Genomic DNA, 14,673 nt, shown 5'->3' with positions numbered 1-14,673 from the left:
AGTTAGAATTTTGAGTGGTCGTATGACCTTATTTTTAAGTTGATTGATTCAACAATCTCTTAAAAAGATCCTTTGGAGTAGTTGTAGGGATGACGATTTAACAAATAATAAATCGAAACCTGTAAAATATATAACACTTCCTTAAAAAGGTATAATACTTGATCCGTTTTAAATACTAATCTTTTTACTTGACGTGAGAATTGATCAAGAAACAGAGAGAACAACACAATCTTCAACATAGCACAATGCCAAAGACAATACAGAGTACATGTAAAGAGATACTCTAAGTGGAAACGACATGTGATCTTGTTGGCAAGACTATTGCCAAACTTACTTTTTGGGCTATCGCTATTTTTCCAAGAACCGAACATTAATATCGGTAACCAATAGATAAAAAGATGAGCTGAAGAGTAGAGCGTGGCAGTCGTGAAATAAAAAGTGGCCTTTATTCACAACATTCTTGGGTAATCTGAAGCGATTAACTTTCATTTCAAATAATAAATAATCGACATAAACATGGATCTCCTAAAAATTATTTTTGCTGTTATTCTTCCTCCTCTCGGAGTTTTTTTAGAAGTGGGATTAACAGGTGCTTTTTGGTTAAATATTATTCTAACCATCCTTGGCTACATTCCTGGAATTATCCATGCGATATGGATTATTGCCAACCGCTAATCTACTTCAACAGTGATTACCAGCCGCGCTCAGGTAGTACGTATAACCCAGAAAACCCCAGGAACGTATTCCTGAGGTCTTCAGCTCTAACTTTTTATCTTAAGTATCTATAGCAAATAACCTGCCGGCTAATCCCATGAGCAGATATAATTTGTAAATAGAACACACTTATTTACAAAGTCAGAACTATCACAGGCTCTCTTTTATGAAGTAGTCAAAGCAGTAGTATTTCAACCGAATCTCTTTATACTGCTTTTCGTCCCTGAATTATCTGTAATAAAATAGCTATAACGGCAATCACAAGTAATACGTGAATCAACCCTCCTGCACTGTATCCAATAAATCCAACCAACCAGCCGATTACTAAAATTACGGCAACAATATAAAGTAGATTTCCCATAATAGTTTCTTTTTAAAAAATTACAATCCAGCTCTCCGGATTATGTTATCTGTCTTACTTTTAATCAGTACATGAACAGTGGCAAATAGAATCACCGTCCAGTTGGTCTGATCTCGTACTTGAAACCGCTATTAACGGGACAGAGGTGAAGTATATCTCCACAATGAAAGGTAACATCATTTAACCGGATCAATATTACATCATCTTGGAAAAAAGTTGTAAATATCACAGATCGTCTGTCTTTTGTCTCTTTCTGTAATTTTAATTAGTGCTTTGGAAACCAAAGAAAAAGTAAGTACAATTTTCAAATATTTCGGAACCTGTGATATATGCAAACCTTTTCCCTCATTGTATAACGATTATTGGGCATAAAGGAGGCATATTATATTCGGATAGAACTTTGAGGCAACAAAAGGGAAATCCGTTCTGCTTGATAGTCGGTATTTTGATTATCGGGGCTGCTCTTGCCCTCGGCTCCAGATCTGAACCTGTGCCGTTTTTACTGCTATTATTATAGCAATCTTATGACGGCTAAATCAACGTATTTAAATTTATTGCTTCGAATCTTCGCCTAAACATATCAACTTTAAAAATAACGTTATGAACTCACAAAAAACATTGTTCGCCATACTTGGTGGTGTAGCACTTTCCGCCGGAATTGGAATCTTACTTACCTCGTATAGAGACTCATCGAAGCGAAAGGAAATATTCGACAAAGCAAGGGACTATACAGATACTGCCAAAGAAACAATAAAAGACTCGGCTGCCGGTGTTAAAAAAGAGCTGAAGAAAATGGGCGAAGACGCTGAACGAATGGTCAATGAGGGAGGAAACACGACATAAATAGCTAAAAAAACACCCGCTGTGTCCGTTTTATCCCGAACCCTGATCGGTATCTCTCGGGATTTGCCAATGTTATTTTGTTGTCAAACTATATCAACGATTCCAGCCTTTGTAGTTCCTGCACAAGCCTACCCAAGCTAACCCGCTCGCTTCAACAAAAACAAGTTCAGAATGATGCAAAAGCTATACTTTCCCGGCAAATGCATTGGCCTTTATAGTTGAGTCCGAGGTAACTCTTAGTGAAAGATCCGACGCAGAGATATTCGGTTTCTGCTTATTTTTTTATTGAATCTCCTTTCATAGCAATTGCCGGCACCTGTAATATGTGTGATATATATAAATCTGCGTTGGTAACTTGTAACGCTTCCCGAAGTTAAAATGCTCATATTTCTTTTGTGATAATTAATTCACACCTGCCCCGCCAGTTGCGGGCAATAGAAAGAGCTTAATATGAAATTACTAAAACAAACTTATATTTGGCACTGTACACTACTAATAATAGCTGCACTGGTCATTACCAGTTGTGCTTCTACAGGTATGCAGCGTTCACAAGACACGAGAATAACCATGCAGACCATGGATAATGATATTCAAGAAGCCTCCCGCCAGCTTGATGCTACAGGAGCATCCCTGGATGAACTTTTGAGACCCGGCCAGACTGACATAAAACAAGCGTTTAACGCTTATTCTAAAAATGTGGAAAAAATGGCTACCATGGAGAAGAAGTTTGCCAAACATGCCAAACAGATGAAAAAACAAGGCATTAATTATTTTGAAGAATGGAAAAAGGAGGGTACAGAATATAAAAACCCCAGCATTCAAGAACTCAGTGATCAACGACGATCAGAAGTTAAAACAATCTATGATAAAATTGCTGAAAACAGCATAGGCGTCGATGAGTCGTTTAAAACTCATGTCTCTGACCTAAAGGAAATACAGACTTTCCTATCCAATGATCTGACTCAAAAGGGAATTACGTCCATTAGTCCCACTTCTGATAAAGTTGTCAGGGATGGAAACAACCTTAAATATGAAATACAGAAACTCCAAACGGCTATTCAAAATGCGCGAACAGAAATGGCCCAAGCCGGGACCAACTAATTATGACATCATACTGGGTAAAACCATCATAACATCTTATTCCTATTCTATCAGTATTTCTTAGTTCCTAACGAATATTCATCAAGGAGTCATATCCTAAAAGGACAGAATTAAAACTTCTGTCCTTTTTTTATTGGGTGCTATTTGCCAAAACTTAATTCTGGCCTCCCAATTACTTGCTTGGGAGTTTTAGCCAGGTACCGACATTAATCTGCTCATCGAGCTCCACCTGGTTCATTATGGCAAGGTCCTCTGGCGAAACGGTTATCGGAAGGGTTTCGAGGTTCGTTGGAAGAAAGGACTCGAAGGTACCTGAACGCCCGGCTTGTACCACTTGCAGACGAACCGGTTGTATATTCAGTACCTCTCCATCAGTCAGCTTGCTGAACCCGCCGGTAATCTCGTCAAAACGTGAAGCATAGGTTCCATACTTTTCAGCTGTTGTATAGTTTAAAAAGCGATATATAGAACCGTCATACTCTATCGCATAGAGATAGAATTTGAGCTGGGTTCCGTCCTCAGCCTGCCCGGTAGCTTCTGCCCGAAACGCGTTAAGACCATTGCTTTGTGCGTTTGACTTTCCCAACGTGGTAATGCCCTCCTGATTTAAAAATTCGTTAACCGAGGCCTGTGCCCCCGCCGACTCGCCGTCCAGCGTCATAATCGAAATGGCATCCTGATCCTCGTTGACAACCGCAACCAGCGACCGCTGGTTAACGACCTGCCAACCATTCGGATAGGGGAATTGAAATTTCATATCCGGGTGATAAAAATTGCCGTTACGGGTAAATCCCTCCCTCGGATTTTCACCATAGATCATATTGTCGAGCTTATCCATATACTGATCGGTATTCTCAATGGTCTGCTCATATCCTTTCGCTCTCCACTCCTCGGCAAGTTCAGGAATACTCGTTGCTCTTTCAGCAGGATCGGGGTGGGTTGATTGCCAATCAGGAATGCTTTGACCGGACTGTTTTGACATCCGCTCGAGGGAAACAAAAAACTGTGCCCCTTCGGCCGCTTTATAATGTTGCATAGAGGCATATTCTACTCCAAGGCGATCAGATTCCCGCTCGTCGTCCCGGCTATAGCTCAAAAACAAAAGTTGAGCAGCCTGACTTCCAATACCAAGAATATCTCCACCGGGAAGCCCCAGTAATTCTCCACCTATGGCTCCGCCGATCAGGGCAAGCTGCCCCATCTGTTGTTCAAAAGCCCGTTGGGAGGCATGGCGTGCAATAACATGCCCGATTTCATGACCCAGCACCACGGAGAGTTGGGCTTCATTGTCAAGATGTGAAAGTAGTCCGCGGGTTACATAAATATATCCGCCGGGCAAGGCAAAAGCATTAACAACCGGGCTGTCCAAAACACGAAAGTAAAAGTCTGTCCCTTCATACTCATCAGGGGTGTCTTCTCTCTGAAAATGGCTGATAGTCAGCATCTCCTGCCCAATATTATCAACATACGCTTGAAGATCCTCATTATCATATATCCCATATTGCTGCTGAATCTGCTTATCAGCATCTTTGCCAATCTGTTTTTCCTGGTCCCAGCTGTATCCGTATGCCCGCCGGTCCCCGCTTATCGCACTTTCTTGAATACTGCAGGCAGAAAACAAAAGTGCCAGAATTAATAACAGGAAACTATTTGAAATTTTGGATCTCATAATGAACCTCTCCTAATTATTTTCTTATTGGGCATACCCTTCCCGCATATTAATCTGTGAATGCCGGTCGTGGCAATTGATTTTTCCAGCCATCAAGTGCTAATCTTCATCTTAGTATAACACCCCTTGGTCGGACGAGTCCATGAAGGAACTATTTCAATCAAGTAACATCAGCTATAGCAAACCAAACGGACTATTCAGACCGATAAACCAGCACCCCCACAACGAGGATAATTAGTGATACCAGAATTGGAACCCAATCGCCGGTGCTCACAGCGACATCTGCTCCTAATAATTCAAAAGATTCAGATTCATTCATGTATTGAATTCCAAAATAAATAACTCCGATCAGTCCGCCTATACTTAAGATACTGCCAATTGTTTGTTTCATATTCTCTCTTTTTAGCTTTTGCGTTACAACGATTAAGGGAACATTGTTAATACTACTCCCGATTTAAATCTGAGAACATTTAAACCAACATGCGTTATATATTATTTTTGAACTGTTACATATATCACAGGTTTAAAGATATTTAGCGATTTTTAATTGAACTTATACCCATCAGAAAAGCAACCGTACTGATATAATTCGTTGATTCAATTCTTTTGCCAAAACGAACCTGATAGGTACAGAAATTTACAGTTGATGGCATTGATTTTGGAGAGGGCCCCATTTTTAAAAGCTTTGTTACTTCCTCAACTACGGTTACCAGGTCATATAATGAAAAGACGATGTAAAGGTTGGTTTCCTGTAGATCCTACAGTACCTTCACAAACGAACAGGCACACTCATCACAGATGTCAAAAATATGCAACAAAAGCCAAGAATTGTATAAGGTTCTCTTGGCGAAGTTTTGTCAATTTTGATGTTAAGTGTACTAAAAAAGCTTAAGAATATGGCTAACGTCGAAAAAGTTACATTTAACAATAGTACCAGCCGGGAATTTAGTAAAACGGTAAAGCAGCGGGTGGATCAATATTTTGAAGAGAATAATATCTCCAAGCATGCCAACGCGCAGATGGTTCTGAAAACCATTATTTTGTTATCCGTCTATTTAGGATGCTATGCCTTAATTATCTCCGGGCAGTTTTCACTCGGAACCATGTGGTTTCTTACTTTTCTGATGGGTATTGGAATGGCCGGGGTTGGATTTTCGGTATCGCACGACGCCCTCCACGGTGCTTATTCTTCCAACAAGTATGTCAATCGTGCCCTGGGATTTACCTTTGATCTACTCGGGGCAAACGGCTATATCTGGAAGATCACCCACAATATTATCCATCACACCTACACTAATATTCACGGTCACGACGAAGACCTTGAAGTAGCGGGCTTTATTCGACTCTCCCCGCACTCCGAACATAAGCCGATTCATCGCGTGCAACATATTCTGGCATTTTTTGCCTATAGTCTGGCCATGGTTTTTTGGGTGTTTATCAAAGATTACAAGCATTTCCTCAAAACAAATATCGGGCCGTATAAAGATAAGTCTCATCCCATAAGCGAATGGATTATTCTATTTGTAACTAAGGCCATCTACTATACCTACATACTGGTACTGCCCATGCTCCTGCTCGATATTACCTGGGTTCATCTTTTGATTGGCTTTTTAACTCTTCAACTGACGGCAGGGGTTATTATTGGCGTAATCTTTCAGCTTGCCCACGTCGTGGAGGGAACAGATCACCCGGTGCCGGACGAAGAAAATATGATAGACGAGCACTGGATGATTCACGAAATGGTGACTACCAACAATTTTGCTCGAGATAACAAGGCCTTGTGCTGGTTTGTCGGCGGATTAAATTTTCAAATTGAGCACCACCTATTTCCCAGGATATGCAGTGTACACTATCCTGCTATTAGTCCTATTGTTGAGAAAACGGCCAAGGAGTTTGACATCCCCTACAACCACCACGAAACCTTTTTTGAAGCTGTGGCCTCTCATTATCGTACGCTTAAAAAGTTTGGGGATCCGGAATTCACTTACACTGAAGCACAGGCGTGAGGCAGACGTATTCTTTTTCTTTAACCCAAAAGATCATGTAATACTCGCTTTAGGGCTGATATATTTTTGCAAATTCTTGGGTTTGTCCTGTTTCCCTTTGTAACCCTTTAAAGCAAGTAACAGACTACGGAACCACTGAAATGTCTATTATCGTCGCATAGTCACTTAGAGGTATAACTTTTTACTATCCACAGGGGGCCTGAACAACCCTGTTTAATATCCTCCCCAACAAGAGAATCCCGGCTCACCCGGTTATCTACCCTCATCAATAATCTTCATTAACGGCTCATTCCATGCATTATCAAAAGAACCAACTTGTTATATCCTCAAGGTTACATATATTCTAATAATGATTGGATGACCTACCGCAGGACAGATAAAATATTGCATGGCTAACCTAAATAAAAAAATCCACAGTAAGAGGGGAAACATTGCAATAATATCAGTTTTTATAGGTCTGGCTCTGTTTACAGTCATAACAACACACTATGGAACAAAAACACTTTCTGCGGTCAGGGCGTATGTAGGAGCTGAAGGTCAATGGACCAAAGCCCAAAAAGAAGCTTCGAGTCTGCTTATTCAATACAGCGTTAAAGAGCAACCGGAATTTTATAAACAGTTCAGGAAAGAACTGGAGCTGCACAAAGCATTTAAAACAACTCGTCAAACGCTGATCTCAGCCAATCCGGATTACGACCTGGCTTTCCGGGGATTTGAAACTGCTGATAATATTCATCCCGATGATATTGATCTGTTAATATGGCTTGCCCAATTCCATGAAGATATATCCTATCTGAAACAGGCTTTTCACATCTGGAAACAAGGAGACAAACAAATTGCGAAGCTGGACAGCTTAGGTCGCATCTTACATCAAACAATCCGAGAAGATCGTTTAGACAATAATGCCAGAAATCAGTTTATCCAAGAAATTTCCACTATAGATACACGATTAACCAACTTGGAAAGCTCGTTTTCAGCAACAATGGCAGACGGTGCTCGCTGGATTCGAACGGTACTCTTCTGGTCTATCGTAACGCTGGGAGCAATTATCTTCATTACAGGGTATTTCATTACCCGCAGTTATTTTAGGGATATTAATAGTCTGAACAAAAAACTGACTAAAAGCGAAGCCAAATTCCGCACAGTCCTTCAAAACTCTCGCGATGTAATTTACCAGATGGATTTTGAATCCGGTGCCTACCAATACATGAGTCCCGCTGTAAAACATATGCTTGGCTATTCGCCGGATCACATAGTAAATAAAGGACCTGAATTTATTTTGGATCGCATCCATCCCGAAGATCTTAAAAAATTGAATAAAGAAATTGAAGAGATGAAGGGTAAAGGAGTTGAAGACCATTTTTCCAGAGAAACTGAGTTTCGCATCAAAACAAAAGATGGAAATTATATCTGGGTTAATAATCAACGATCGCTGGTAAAAGACAGCGACGGGAATCCAACTGCCATCGTAGGAACCGTACGGGATATATCGGATCGGAAAAAACATGAAGTTGAAACACAAAAATCTCTTGAAGAAAAACAGACTCTATTAGAGGAGATCCACCATCGCGTAAAAAATAATCTGGCCGTGGTATCGAGCCTGCTTGAGCTCCAAAAAAATGAAGCCAGTGAAGAAGTGACCCCCATACTCCAGGATACTCAGTCTCGCATCCATTCTATTGCGATGATCCATGAAAAACTATATCAGACCAAAACACTTTCTGATATAGACATCCAGGAATACATTGGAGATTTTGCCAACATGATTGCCAGCTCTTTTGGATCAGACCAAAAAGATATTACCATAACACAAGAGGTTCAAAGCTTTAGTTTGGACATAACCAAGGCCGTACCGGTCGGACTCATATTAAACGAGTTGCTGAATAATGCCTACAAACATGGCTTCACAGACGTTAAAAACGGGGAGCTACATATAACCTTGACAAAAGAAAATGGGAGGGCAACTCTCCGTGTTGCAGATAACGGGCAGGGACTTCCCACCGACTTTAGCCTTGAGGACCAGCAATCACTGGGCATGACATTAATTCAAACACTAACCCAGCAGTTGGAAGGCGAGTTAGAAATATTACCGGATGATGAATGGACCACTTTCCAAATTACGTTCCCAGTAAATTGAAAATACAAATATCTGATAATGGGATGGGAGCTATGACGAAAAACTCCGGAAAGAACTAATACGCTGGGGATAGCTCTCTTGGGGAAACTTATCGATCAGATCGATGGGGAAGTTAACATCGACACCAAAAATGGAACTTCATTCCATATCAGATTTCCCAAAAAACAATCCAGCGGACCCAGTGCCAGCTATTTCCCAGAATAAACTTAACTATATTAAAAATGTTATAAAATAGTACATCCTCATCCTCACTCATTTTTAATTTGATATAATTATGTCCCATAACATTGTTGAAAGAAATAATGTTACCATTACAGGAGACGGAGAAATACCCATTATTTTTGCCCATGGATTTGGCTGTGACCAACATATGTGGCGATTTATAACCCCGGCATTCAAAGACAAGTTCAAAATTATTCTTTTTGATTATGTGGGGTTCGGCAATTCCGATACCAGTGCTTATAAATCTGAGCGATATAACACCCTCGATGGTTATGTACAGGATGTTTTAGAGGTTATTGATGCTTTAGAACTTGATGATGTCATATTCGTAGGGCATTCGGTAAGTTCAATTATCGGTGCCCTGGCATCTATTAAAGAACCTCAAAAGTTTAAGCACCTGATTATGATCGGTCCCTCTCCCTGCTATCTCAATGATCCTCCTGAATATTATGGGGGATATGACCGTAGTACTATCGAGGAGCTACTGCAGCTAATGCAAAAAAATTATATCGGATGGGCGGAATTTTTTGCTCCTGAAGTCATGAAAAATGAAGACAAACCTGAGTTAACAGAAGAACTCGAAGAAAGTTTTTGCTCTACCGATCCCGTTATAGCTCGTGAATTTGCCAAAGCCACTTTCCTTTCTGATAATCGTGAAGATCTCCCTGAGGTAGACGTACCTGTACTTATCATCCAGTGCGAAAATGATTCCATTGCACCACTGCGGGTTGGCAAATATGTGCATTCCCAAATTAAAGATAGCACGCTGGAAGTACTCCCGGCAAATGGCCACTGTCCGCATATGTCTGATCCGGAATTGACAATTGAAGCTATCGACAATTACCTGAAACAAGACTTAACAAGATCATGAGCTCAGTTATAAATCAAATACCCTGCGGTTATCTGGAATTTAATGATGAAGGAATACTGACACAGGTAAACAACCGAATTTGTGATATTTTTAACTATACCGAGGAGCAATTAGTTGATAATCATATTGAAATTATCCTAACGCCGGGTGCCAAGATTTTTTATCAAACCCACCTGTTTCCCATGTTAAAAATGAAAAAACAGGTGAATGAGATTTATTTAACCTTTCAATCCAAAGAAGGGGAAAATATACCTGTATTGATTAATGCCGAACGAATAGTAGAAAACGATGACCCAATAAATCGCTGCATTGTTCTTCAAATGGAGCGCCGCTCCGAATATGAAGACCGAATTCTGTATGACAAGAAGAAAGCAGAAAAAAAGAGCGACAAAAAGGAAAAACTTCTGTCGATGATGTCCCATGAACTACGTAGTCCATTAAATGTAATTCTCGGGATGGTCGATCTTTTATCTAATGAGATTAATGGTGACGCCGGGAGTGAAGAGCGTAAATATTTGGGTCTTATCAAAAATGCCGGTAAAGACCTGGCAAGATTAGCTGATGACATTCTAAACTTTGCCAAACTTGAATCGGGTTATTTTGAAGTCAACAACGAAATGGTACTACTTGAGGAGGTTCTCATGAATTCCTTTATGATGGCTATGCACGATGCTGAAGACAAAGGAATCGAACTAACCAGAAGTGAAAAAACCGAGCTTAAAGTCTTTGCCGACAAAGACCGACTTAAACAAGTTATCATGAACTTATTAACAAATGCCATCAAATACACTGAGTCTGGGGGCGAAGTGATCCTATCTACGGAAAAAGAGGATCAATATGCTAAAATACATATAAAAGATACCGGCATTGGAATCCCCGCCGAAAAAATTGATCAAATCTTCCAGCCTTTTAACCAAATGGATAACAATAGTTCAGACTCAGGCAAAAGTGGATTTGGGCTGGGACTCCCAATCAGTAAAAAACTTGTAACCCTAATGGAAGGTAATTTAACGGTGAGCAGCGAAGAAGGTGAAGGGTCTATTTTCTCCGTCAAAATTCCACTGGCAAAAACTAACTAAAGTATGTTGACTAAAGTCCACAAAGTAACCCGCTCGCTATTAGCTTATGGCGCTTTTTTAGACTGGCAGCTGAACTATAAATGAAGTCCCTTCCCCGAGCTCCGACTCAATCTCCATTTTTCCATCCGCTTTACTTACGAGATAATGTACCAGAGACAATCCAAAACCGTATCCCTTTTCACCCCCGGTTCCACTTTCCGACTTGGCTGATCCATCCAATATTTCCTCAATCTTTTCTTGTTCCATCCCAACGCCCGTATCTTCTACCTTTATTCTTAGTTTATTATTTTTGATCTCCTTATTTGTCTCTGTAACGTTTATCTCCACCTCTATTTCTCCTCCCTCTTCTGTAAATTTGATGGAATTCGTTATAAGATTTCCGACGATTTGCAGGAGCTTACTTTTAGAAAACAGCACATCGTCAGACTCTTCCAAAGGCCGAATATTCAGTTCCACACCCTTTGACTTCGCCTGAGGCTGGTAGAGTTCATTCAATTTTTGACAAAAACTACTGCAGCTAAACTTTTTCGCATCGGGCTTTTCTTTTTCTTGCGTGTCTTCGCGGTCCATGATTTCTTCCACCAGTTCTAACAGGGTCTTTCCCCCTTGCTCGATCATCTCAACATATTCTAAAACTTCATTAAGTTGCTCATTCTTTATATCATCTTTCATCAGCTGAGCAATTCCTATAATTCCGGAAATAGGATTACGAATATCGTGGCTGACTTTTCGATGGGTCTGGCTCAGCTCTTCCACCCTATTTTGCAGGTCGTTGATACTTTTTAGAGCCTCTAACCGCCGTACCACCTGCTTGGCAATTAGGTGGAGAAGCTCTTTATCTTCGGGCGAAATATTCTTTTCCTCAGGATCCATCACGCATAATGCGCCAATATTGGTTCCATTAGAGGTCTTCAGGGGTATCCCATAGTAATATTTTAAGGTGGGATCATTTTTCACATATTTTTTTGCTTTAAATCGATGATCTTGGGAGAGATCCTTAACTTCGAGATCATTATCCTCTAAAATAGTGTACTGGCAAACTGAATCTTCGCGCGGCATTTGCTGCAAATCTATTCCATAATCTGCAACCGACCACTGTGTATAATTATCAATAAGATTTACCAGTGATACCTTGCTACCAACAATACGGGCAGCCAATGTTGTCAAATCCTCAAGGTGATCTTCAAGATTACTATAGTCTAAATCGAGTTCTGAGAGCTCGATTAGTCGTTCAAATTCATTATCGGGTTGGGGAGCATCCATAGAATACCTCTGAAAATTGTTAGTATAGTCGTTTTGCTGAATAAAACTAATAAGATTATCGAACTCGAAATACAGCTTATCACCTAAAACATATAGACGTAGTTTGCCCTAAGAATCTTACGATGCTTAAAAGATTATTAATGTTCTTCAGAGGTAAAAACAGAATGCATTTCAGATAGGTAAACAAGAATATAGTCCGATAAATATAAAAATAGAAGGACTCAATTCCTGATAAAGGGACAAGCTCATTTTCTATAGATACAACTCCAAATACTTTTCAACTCCCTATCGGGGTCCGGAACAACTCGGCACACTCTGCAAAACGATCTGCCATACCTACCATCACCAACCGGTCGCCGGGTTCCAGTTCAAAATCTCTGGCTGGATTACCGATCGTTTCATCTCCTCTCTTAACGGCCAGTACGGTTAAGCTATACTTTTTACGCAGTTCCAACTCCTGAAGTGTTTTTCCAACTACCGGAGCTCCTTCGCGGACCACCACAGCCCGTGTATGTAAACCTTCCTCATCAAGCCCTTCAAGCACCATCAGATGGGCCTCCTGTACACTTCCCCTCAGAATTTCATAATCATGCGCCCGCAGGGTTTGAATATGGCCTTTGATTTCATCCTGCGGTACCCTATAAGCTCCAAGTACCTTCGAGAAGATACGTACTGTAGTTTCCATCTCCTCGGGAATTACATCGTCGGCTCCTAATTCTTTAAGCTGATCAACATCTGACAAATACCGGGTGCGCACGACAATTTGCAGTGTTGGATTATGATGCCGAGCTATTCGTATAATTCGGGGACTGGTAGCTGGATCATTGGTAGCAATTACCAGCATTTTAGCCTTCTCAATGCCCGCTTTTTCGATTATATGAATACGTCCCGCATCTCCATAGATAGCGGGAATATCATTTGCTCTCATCTCTTCCACTGAATCGGGATTCATTTCAATAACCACATAGGGAATGCCGGTTTCATGCAATACCTGCTCCAAATGACGGCCAGCAGGTCCATACCCTACAATTATTACGTGATCTTCCAAACTCTTCTTGTAATCCGTTTGTTTACCTTTTGCGTCTTCTGCCAATTTATTGAGCGGTGTACGGCTAAGCAGTTCACCTAACCGGGGTCCTGCATTTAACAGGAAGGGCGTCCCAATCATCAGCAGTACCGAAACAGCAATGAATATCTGTGATCCCAACTCTCCCATTCCGGCAGGGGTTATTCCGGCTGCGCGTCCGGCTCGCTCAAGTACAAAAGAAAATTCACCAATTTGTGCCAGTGCCAATCCCGAAGCGGCAGCAATTCGTACGGGATAACCAAGCGTAAGCAATCCGGCTGAGGTGATAATCAGCTTTAGCAAGATCACAAAAACTGCAATACCAAGCAGCAAGAGAGGATATTCCAGCACATAGCTAAGATCCAACAGCATGCCCACCGATACAAAAAAGACTGCATTGAAAATTGTTCGAAGGGGCAGAATCTCACTTAAGGCCTGCTCGCTGAATTCACTTTCACTTACCACCAAACCCGCCAAGAAAGCTCCAAGTGCCAGGCTCACATTTGCCATACTGCTAAGCGCAACCGTCCCGAAACAGACTGCTACTACCGTCAGCAAAAAAAGCTCTGGATTCTTGGTTTTTGCTACCTTTTCCAAGATCCATGGAACAATACGTCGCGCCAAAACAAGCACAGCAAGAATCAGGAGTACAGCTTTTCCAAGTATCCAGAATACATCAAATACAGACTCTGACTGCCCGGCCAGGAGCGGCACAAGCAAAACCATTAAAACAATAGACAAATCCTGAAAAATTAATACCGCCAGTGAAAGCTGACCCGTGGGGGTATCCGTTTCATTTCGTTGGCTAAATAATCCCAGCACAATAGCGGTACTGCTCAATGCTACCAAGAATCCCGTATATATCGCAGTGTTTAGTGAAACCCCAAATGCCATTGATAATCCAACCACTACCAGCGTTGTAACGGTTACCTGGAATCCGCCTCCTATAACAATAGCTTTTCGTATCCGATTTAATTTTTTGAGGCTAAATTCAATGCCAATCGTAAACAACAGTAAAATTACTCCTATTTCAGCAAGAATATCTACAAGCTCTTGATCCGGAACTAATGCCAAGGCATTGGGACCAATAATTACACCGGCAATAAGAAATCCGACAATAGGCACCAGGTTAAGCCGGTAACATAGGTAGGCAATCCCAACACTTACTAAGAAAAGTGCAACAAGCTCATTCAGAAACGGAAGTTCTACCGCTAAAACCATAAACAGACATTATGATAAATATTAATAGTCCTGCCCTTGTTTAAAACCCGGGACTAAATGGTAAATAAAGTATAAATTTTTCTTGGTAACCCCTTATTAAATAATGGCTTAATTTTAAAC

12 protein-coding genes are annotated in these 14,673 nt (G+C 40.9%); 7 read left to right on the top strand and 5 right to left on the bottom strand.

Features of this window, described 5'->3' with window-relative positions; all coding sequences use genetic code 11:
• Positions 1–516 precede the first annotated feature (516 nt).
• Complete coding sequence (locus CK503_RS04735) at positions 517–675, top strand: YqaE/Pmp3 family membrane protein (RefSeq protein WP_095605653.1); 159 nt, start codon at positions 517–519, stop codon at positions 673–675.
• A 244-nt stretch (positions 676–919) separates the two neighbouring features.
• Here the strand turns inward: CK503_RS04735 and CK503_RS15970 are convergent, their stop codons facing one another.
• On the bottom strand, positions 920–1,075 hold the full coding sequence (locus CK503_RS15970) for a lmo0937 family membrane protein (RefSeq protein WP_141239885.1): 156 nt from the start codon (positions 1,073–1,075) through the stop codon (positions 920–922).
• A gap of 600 nt (positions 1,076–1,675) precedes the next feature.
• Here CK503_RS15970 and CK503_RS04730 point away from each other — a divergent pair.
• Complete coding sequence (locus CK503_RS04730; RefSeq protein ID WP_095605652.1) at positions 1,676–1,918, top strand: YtxH domain-containing protein; 243 nt, start codon at positions 1,676–1,678, stop codon at positions 1,916–1,918.
• 450 nt (positions 1,919–2,368) lie between these two features.
• On the top strand, positions 2,369–3,019 hold the full coding sequence (locus CK503_RS04725) for a DUF2959 family protein (RefSeq protein WP_141239884.1): 651 nt from the start codon (positions 2,369–2,371) through the stop codon (positions 3,017–3,019).
• A 172-nt stretch (positions 3,020–3,191) separates the two neighbouring features.
• On the opposite strand, the gene CK503_RS04720 is transcribed toward CK503_RS04725, so the two are convergent.
• Positions 3,192–4,688 (bottom strand): M48 family metalloprotease, encoded by a 1,497-nt coding sequence (locus CK503_RS04720; protein WP_095605650.1) that lies wholly within the window; start codon positions 4,686–4,688, stop codon positions 3,192–3,194.
• A 193-nt stretch (positions 4,689–4,881) separates the two neighbouring features.
• Positions 4,882–5,079, bottom strand: a complete 198-nt coding sequence (locus CK503_RS04715) for a hypothetical protein (protein ID WP_095605649.1) — start codon at positions 5,077–5,079, stop codon at positions 4,882–4,884.
• A 505-nt stretch (positions 5,080–5,584) separates the two neighbouring features.
• Between CK503_RS04715 and CK503_RS04710 the strand changes: the two genes are divergently transcribed.
• The 4 genes from CK503_RS04710 (at position 5,585) to CK503_RS04695 (ending at position 11,003) form a co-directional block, all read left to right on the top strand.
• Positions 5,585–6,694 carry a fatty acid desaturase family protein gene (locus CK503_RS04710; protein ID WP_095605648.1) on the top strand — a complete coding sequence of 370 codons (1,110 nt, stop codon included), beginning with the start codon at positions 5,585–5,587 and terminating at the stop codon, positions 6,692–6,694.
• Positions 6,695–7,082: 388 nt separating this feature from the next.
• Complete coding sequence (locus tag CK503_RS04705; protein WP_095605647.1) at positions 7,083–8,831, top strand: sensor histidine kinase; 1,749 nt, start codon at positions 7,083–7,085, stop codon at positions 8,829–8,831.
• A 274-nt stretch (positions 8,832–9,105) separates the two neighbouring features.
• Entirely contained in the window at positions 9,106–9,924 is an 819-nt protein-coding gene (locus tag CK503_RS04700) for an alpha/beta fold hydrolase (protein ID WP_095605646.1), read from the top strand.
• Entirely contained in the window at positions 9,921–11,003 is a 1,083-nt protein-coding gene (locus CK503_RS04695; protein WP_095605645.1) for a sensor histidine kinase, read from the top strand. Before CK503_RS04700 ends, CK503_RS04695 begins: the two co-directional genes overlap by 4 nt.
• Before the next feature lie 57 nt (positions 11,004–11,060).
• Here the strand turns inward: CK503_RS04695 and CK503_RS04690 are convergent, their stop codons facing one another.
• On the bottom strand, positions 11,061–12,266 hold the full coding sequence (locus tag CK503_RS04690) for a GAF domain-containing sensor histidine kinase (RefSeq protein WP_095605644.1): 1,206 nt from the start codon (positions 12,264–12,266) through the stop codon (positions 11,061–11,063).
• Between the two features lie 277 nt (positions 12,267–12,543).
• Complete coding sequence (locus CK503_RS04685; protein WP_095605643.1) at positions 12,544–14,553, bottom strand: monovalent cation:proton antiporter family protein; 2,010 nt, start codon at positions 14,551–14,553, stop codon at positions 12,544–12,546.
• Positions 14,554–14,673: the final 120 nt, after the last annotated feature.

The sequence above is a fragment of the Fodinibius salipaludis genome (genome assembly GCF_002287075.1).
Taxonomy (GTDB): domain Bacteria; phylum Bacteroidota; class Rhodothermia; order Balneolales; family Balneolaceae; genus Fodinibius; species Fodinibius salipaludis.
This window is presented reverse-complemented; position numbering and strand designations above follow the sequence as displayed.

What these genes read in the sequence shown, in the direction of transcription:
- CK503_RS04730 (WP_095605652.1), top strand. Translation starts at nt 1,676, where the DNA reads ATGAACTCACAAAAAACATTGTTCGCCATACTTGGTGGTGTAGCACTT.
- CK503_RS04690 (WP_095605644.1), bottom strand. Translation starts at nt 12,266, where the DNA reads ATGGATGCTCCCCAACCCGATAATGAATTTGAACGACTAATCGAGCTC.
- CK503_RS04685 (WP_095605643.1), bottom strand. Translation starts at nt 14,553, where the DNA reads ATGGTTTTAGCGGTAGAACTTCCGTTTCTGAATGAGCTTGTTGCACTT.
- CK503_RS04700 (WP_095605646.1), top strand. Translation starts at nt 9,106, where the DNA reads ATGTCCCATAACATTGTTGAAAGAAATAATGTTACCATTACAGGAGAC.
- CK503_RS04720 (WP_095605650.1), bottom strand. Translation starts at nt 4,688, where the DNA reads ATGAGATCCAAAATTTCAAATAGTTTCCTGTTATTAATTCTGGCACTT.
- CK503_RS04695 (WP_095605645.1), top strand. Translation starts at nt 9,921, where the DNA reads ATGAGCTCAGTTATAAATCAAATACCCTGCGGTTATCTGGAATTTAAT.
- CK503_RS04715 (WP_095605649.1), bottom strand. Translation starts at nt 5,079, where the DNA reads ATGAAACAAACAATTGGCAGTATCTTAAGTATAGGCGGACTGATCGGA.
- CK503_RS04710 (WP_095605648.1), top strand. Translation starts at nt 5,585, where the DNA reads ATGGCTAACGTCGAAAAAGTTACATTTAACAATAGTACCAGCCGGGAA.
- CK503_RS15970 (WP_141239885.1), bottom strand. Translation starts at nt 1,075, where the DNA reads ATGGGAAATCTACTTTATATTGTTGCCGTAATTTTAGTAATCGGCTGG.
- CK503_RS04705 (WP_095605647.1), top strand. Translation starts at nt 7,083, where the DNA reads ATGGCTAACCTAAATAAAAAAATCCACAGTAAGAGGGGAAACATTGCA.
- CK503_RS04735 (WP_095605653.1), top strand. Translation starts at nt 517, where the DNA reads ATGGATCTCCTAAAAATTATTTTTGCTGTTATTCTTCCTCCTCTCGGA.
- CK503_RS04725 (WP_141239884.1), top strand. Translation starts at nt 2,369, where the DNA reads ATGAAATTACTAAAACAAACTTATATTTGGCACTGTACACTACTAATA.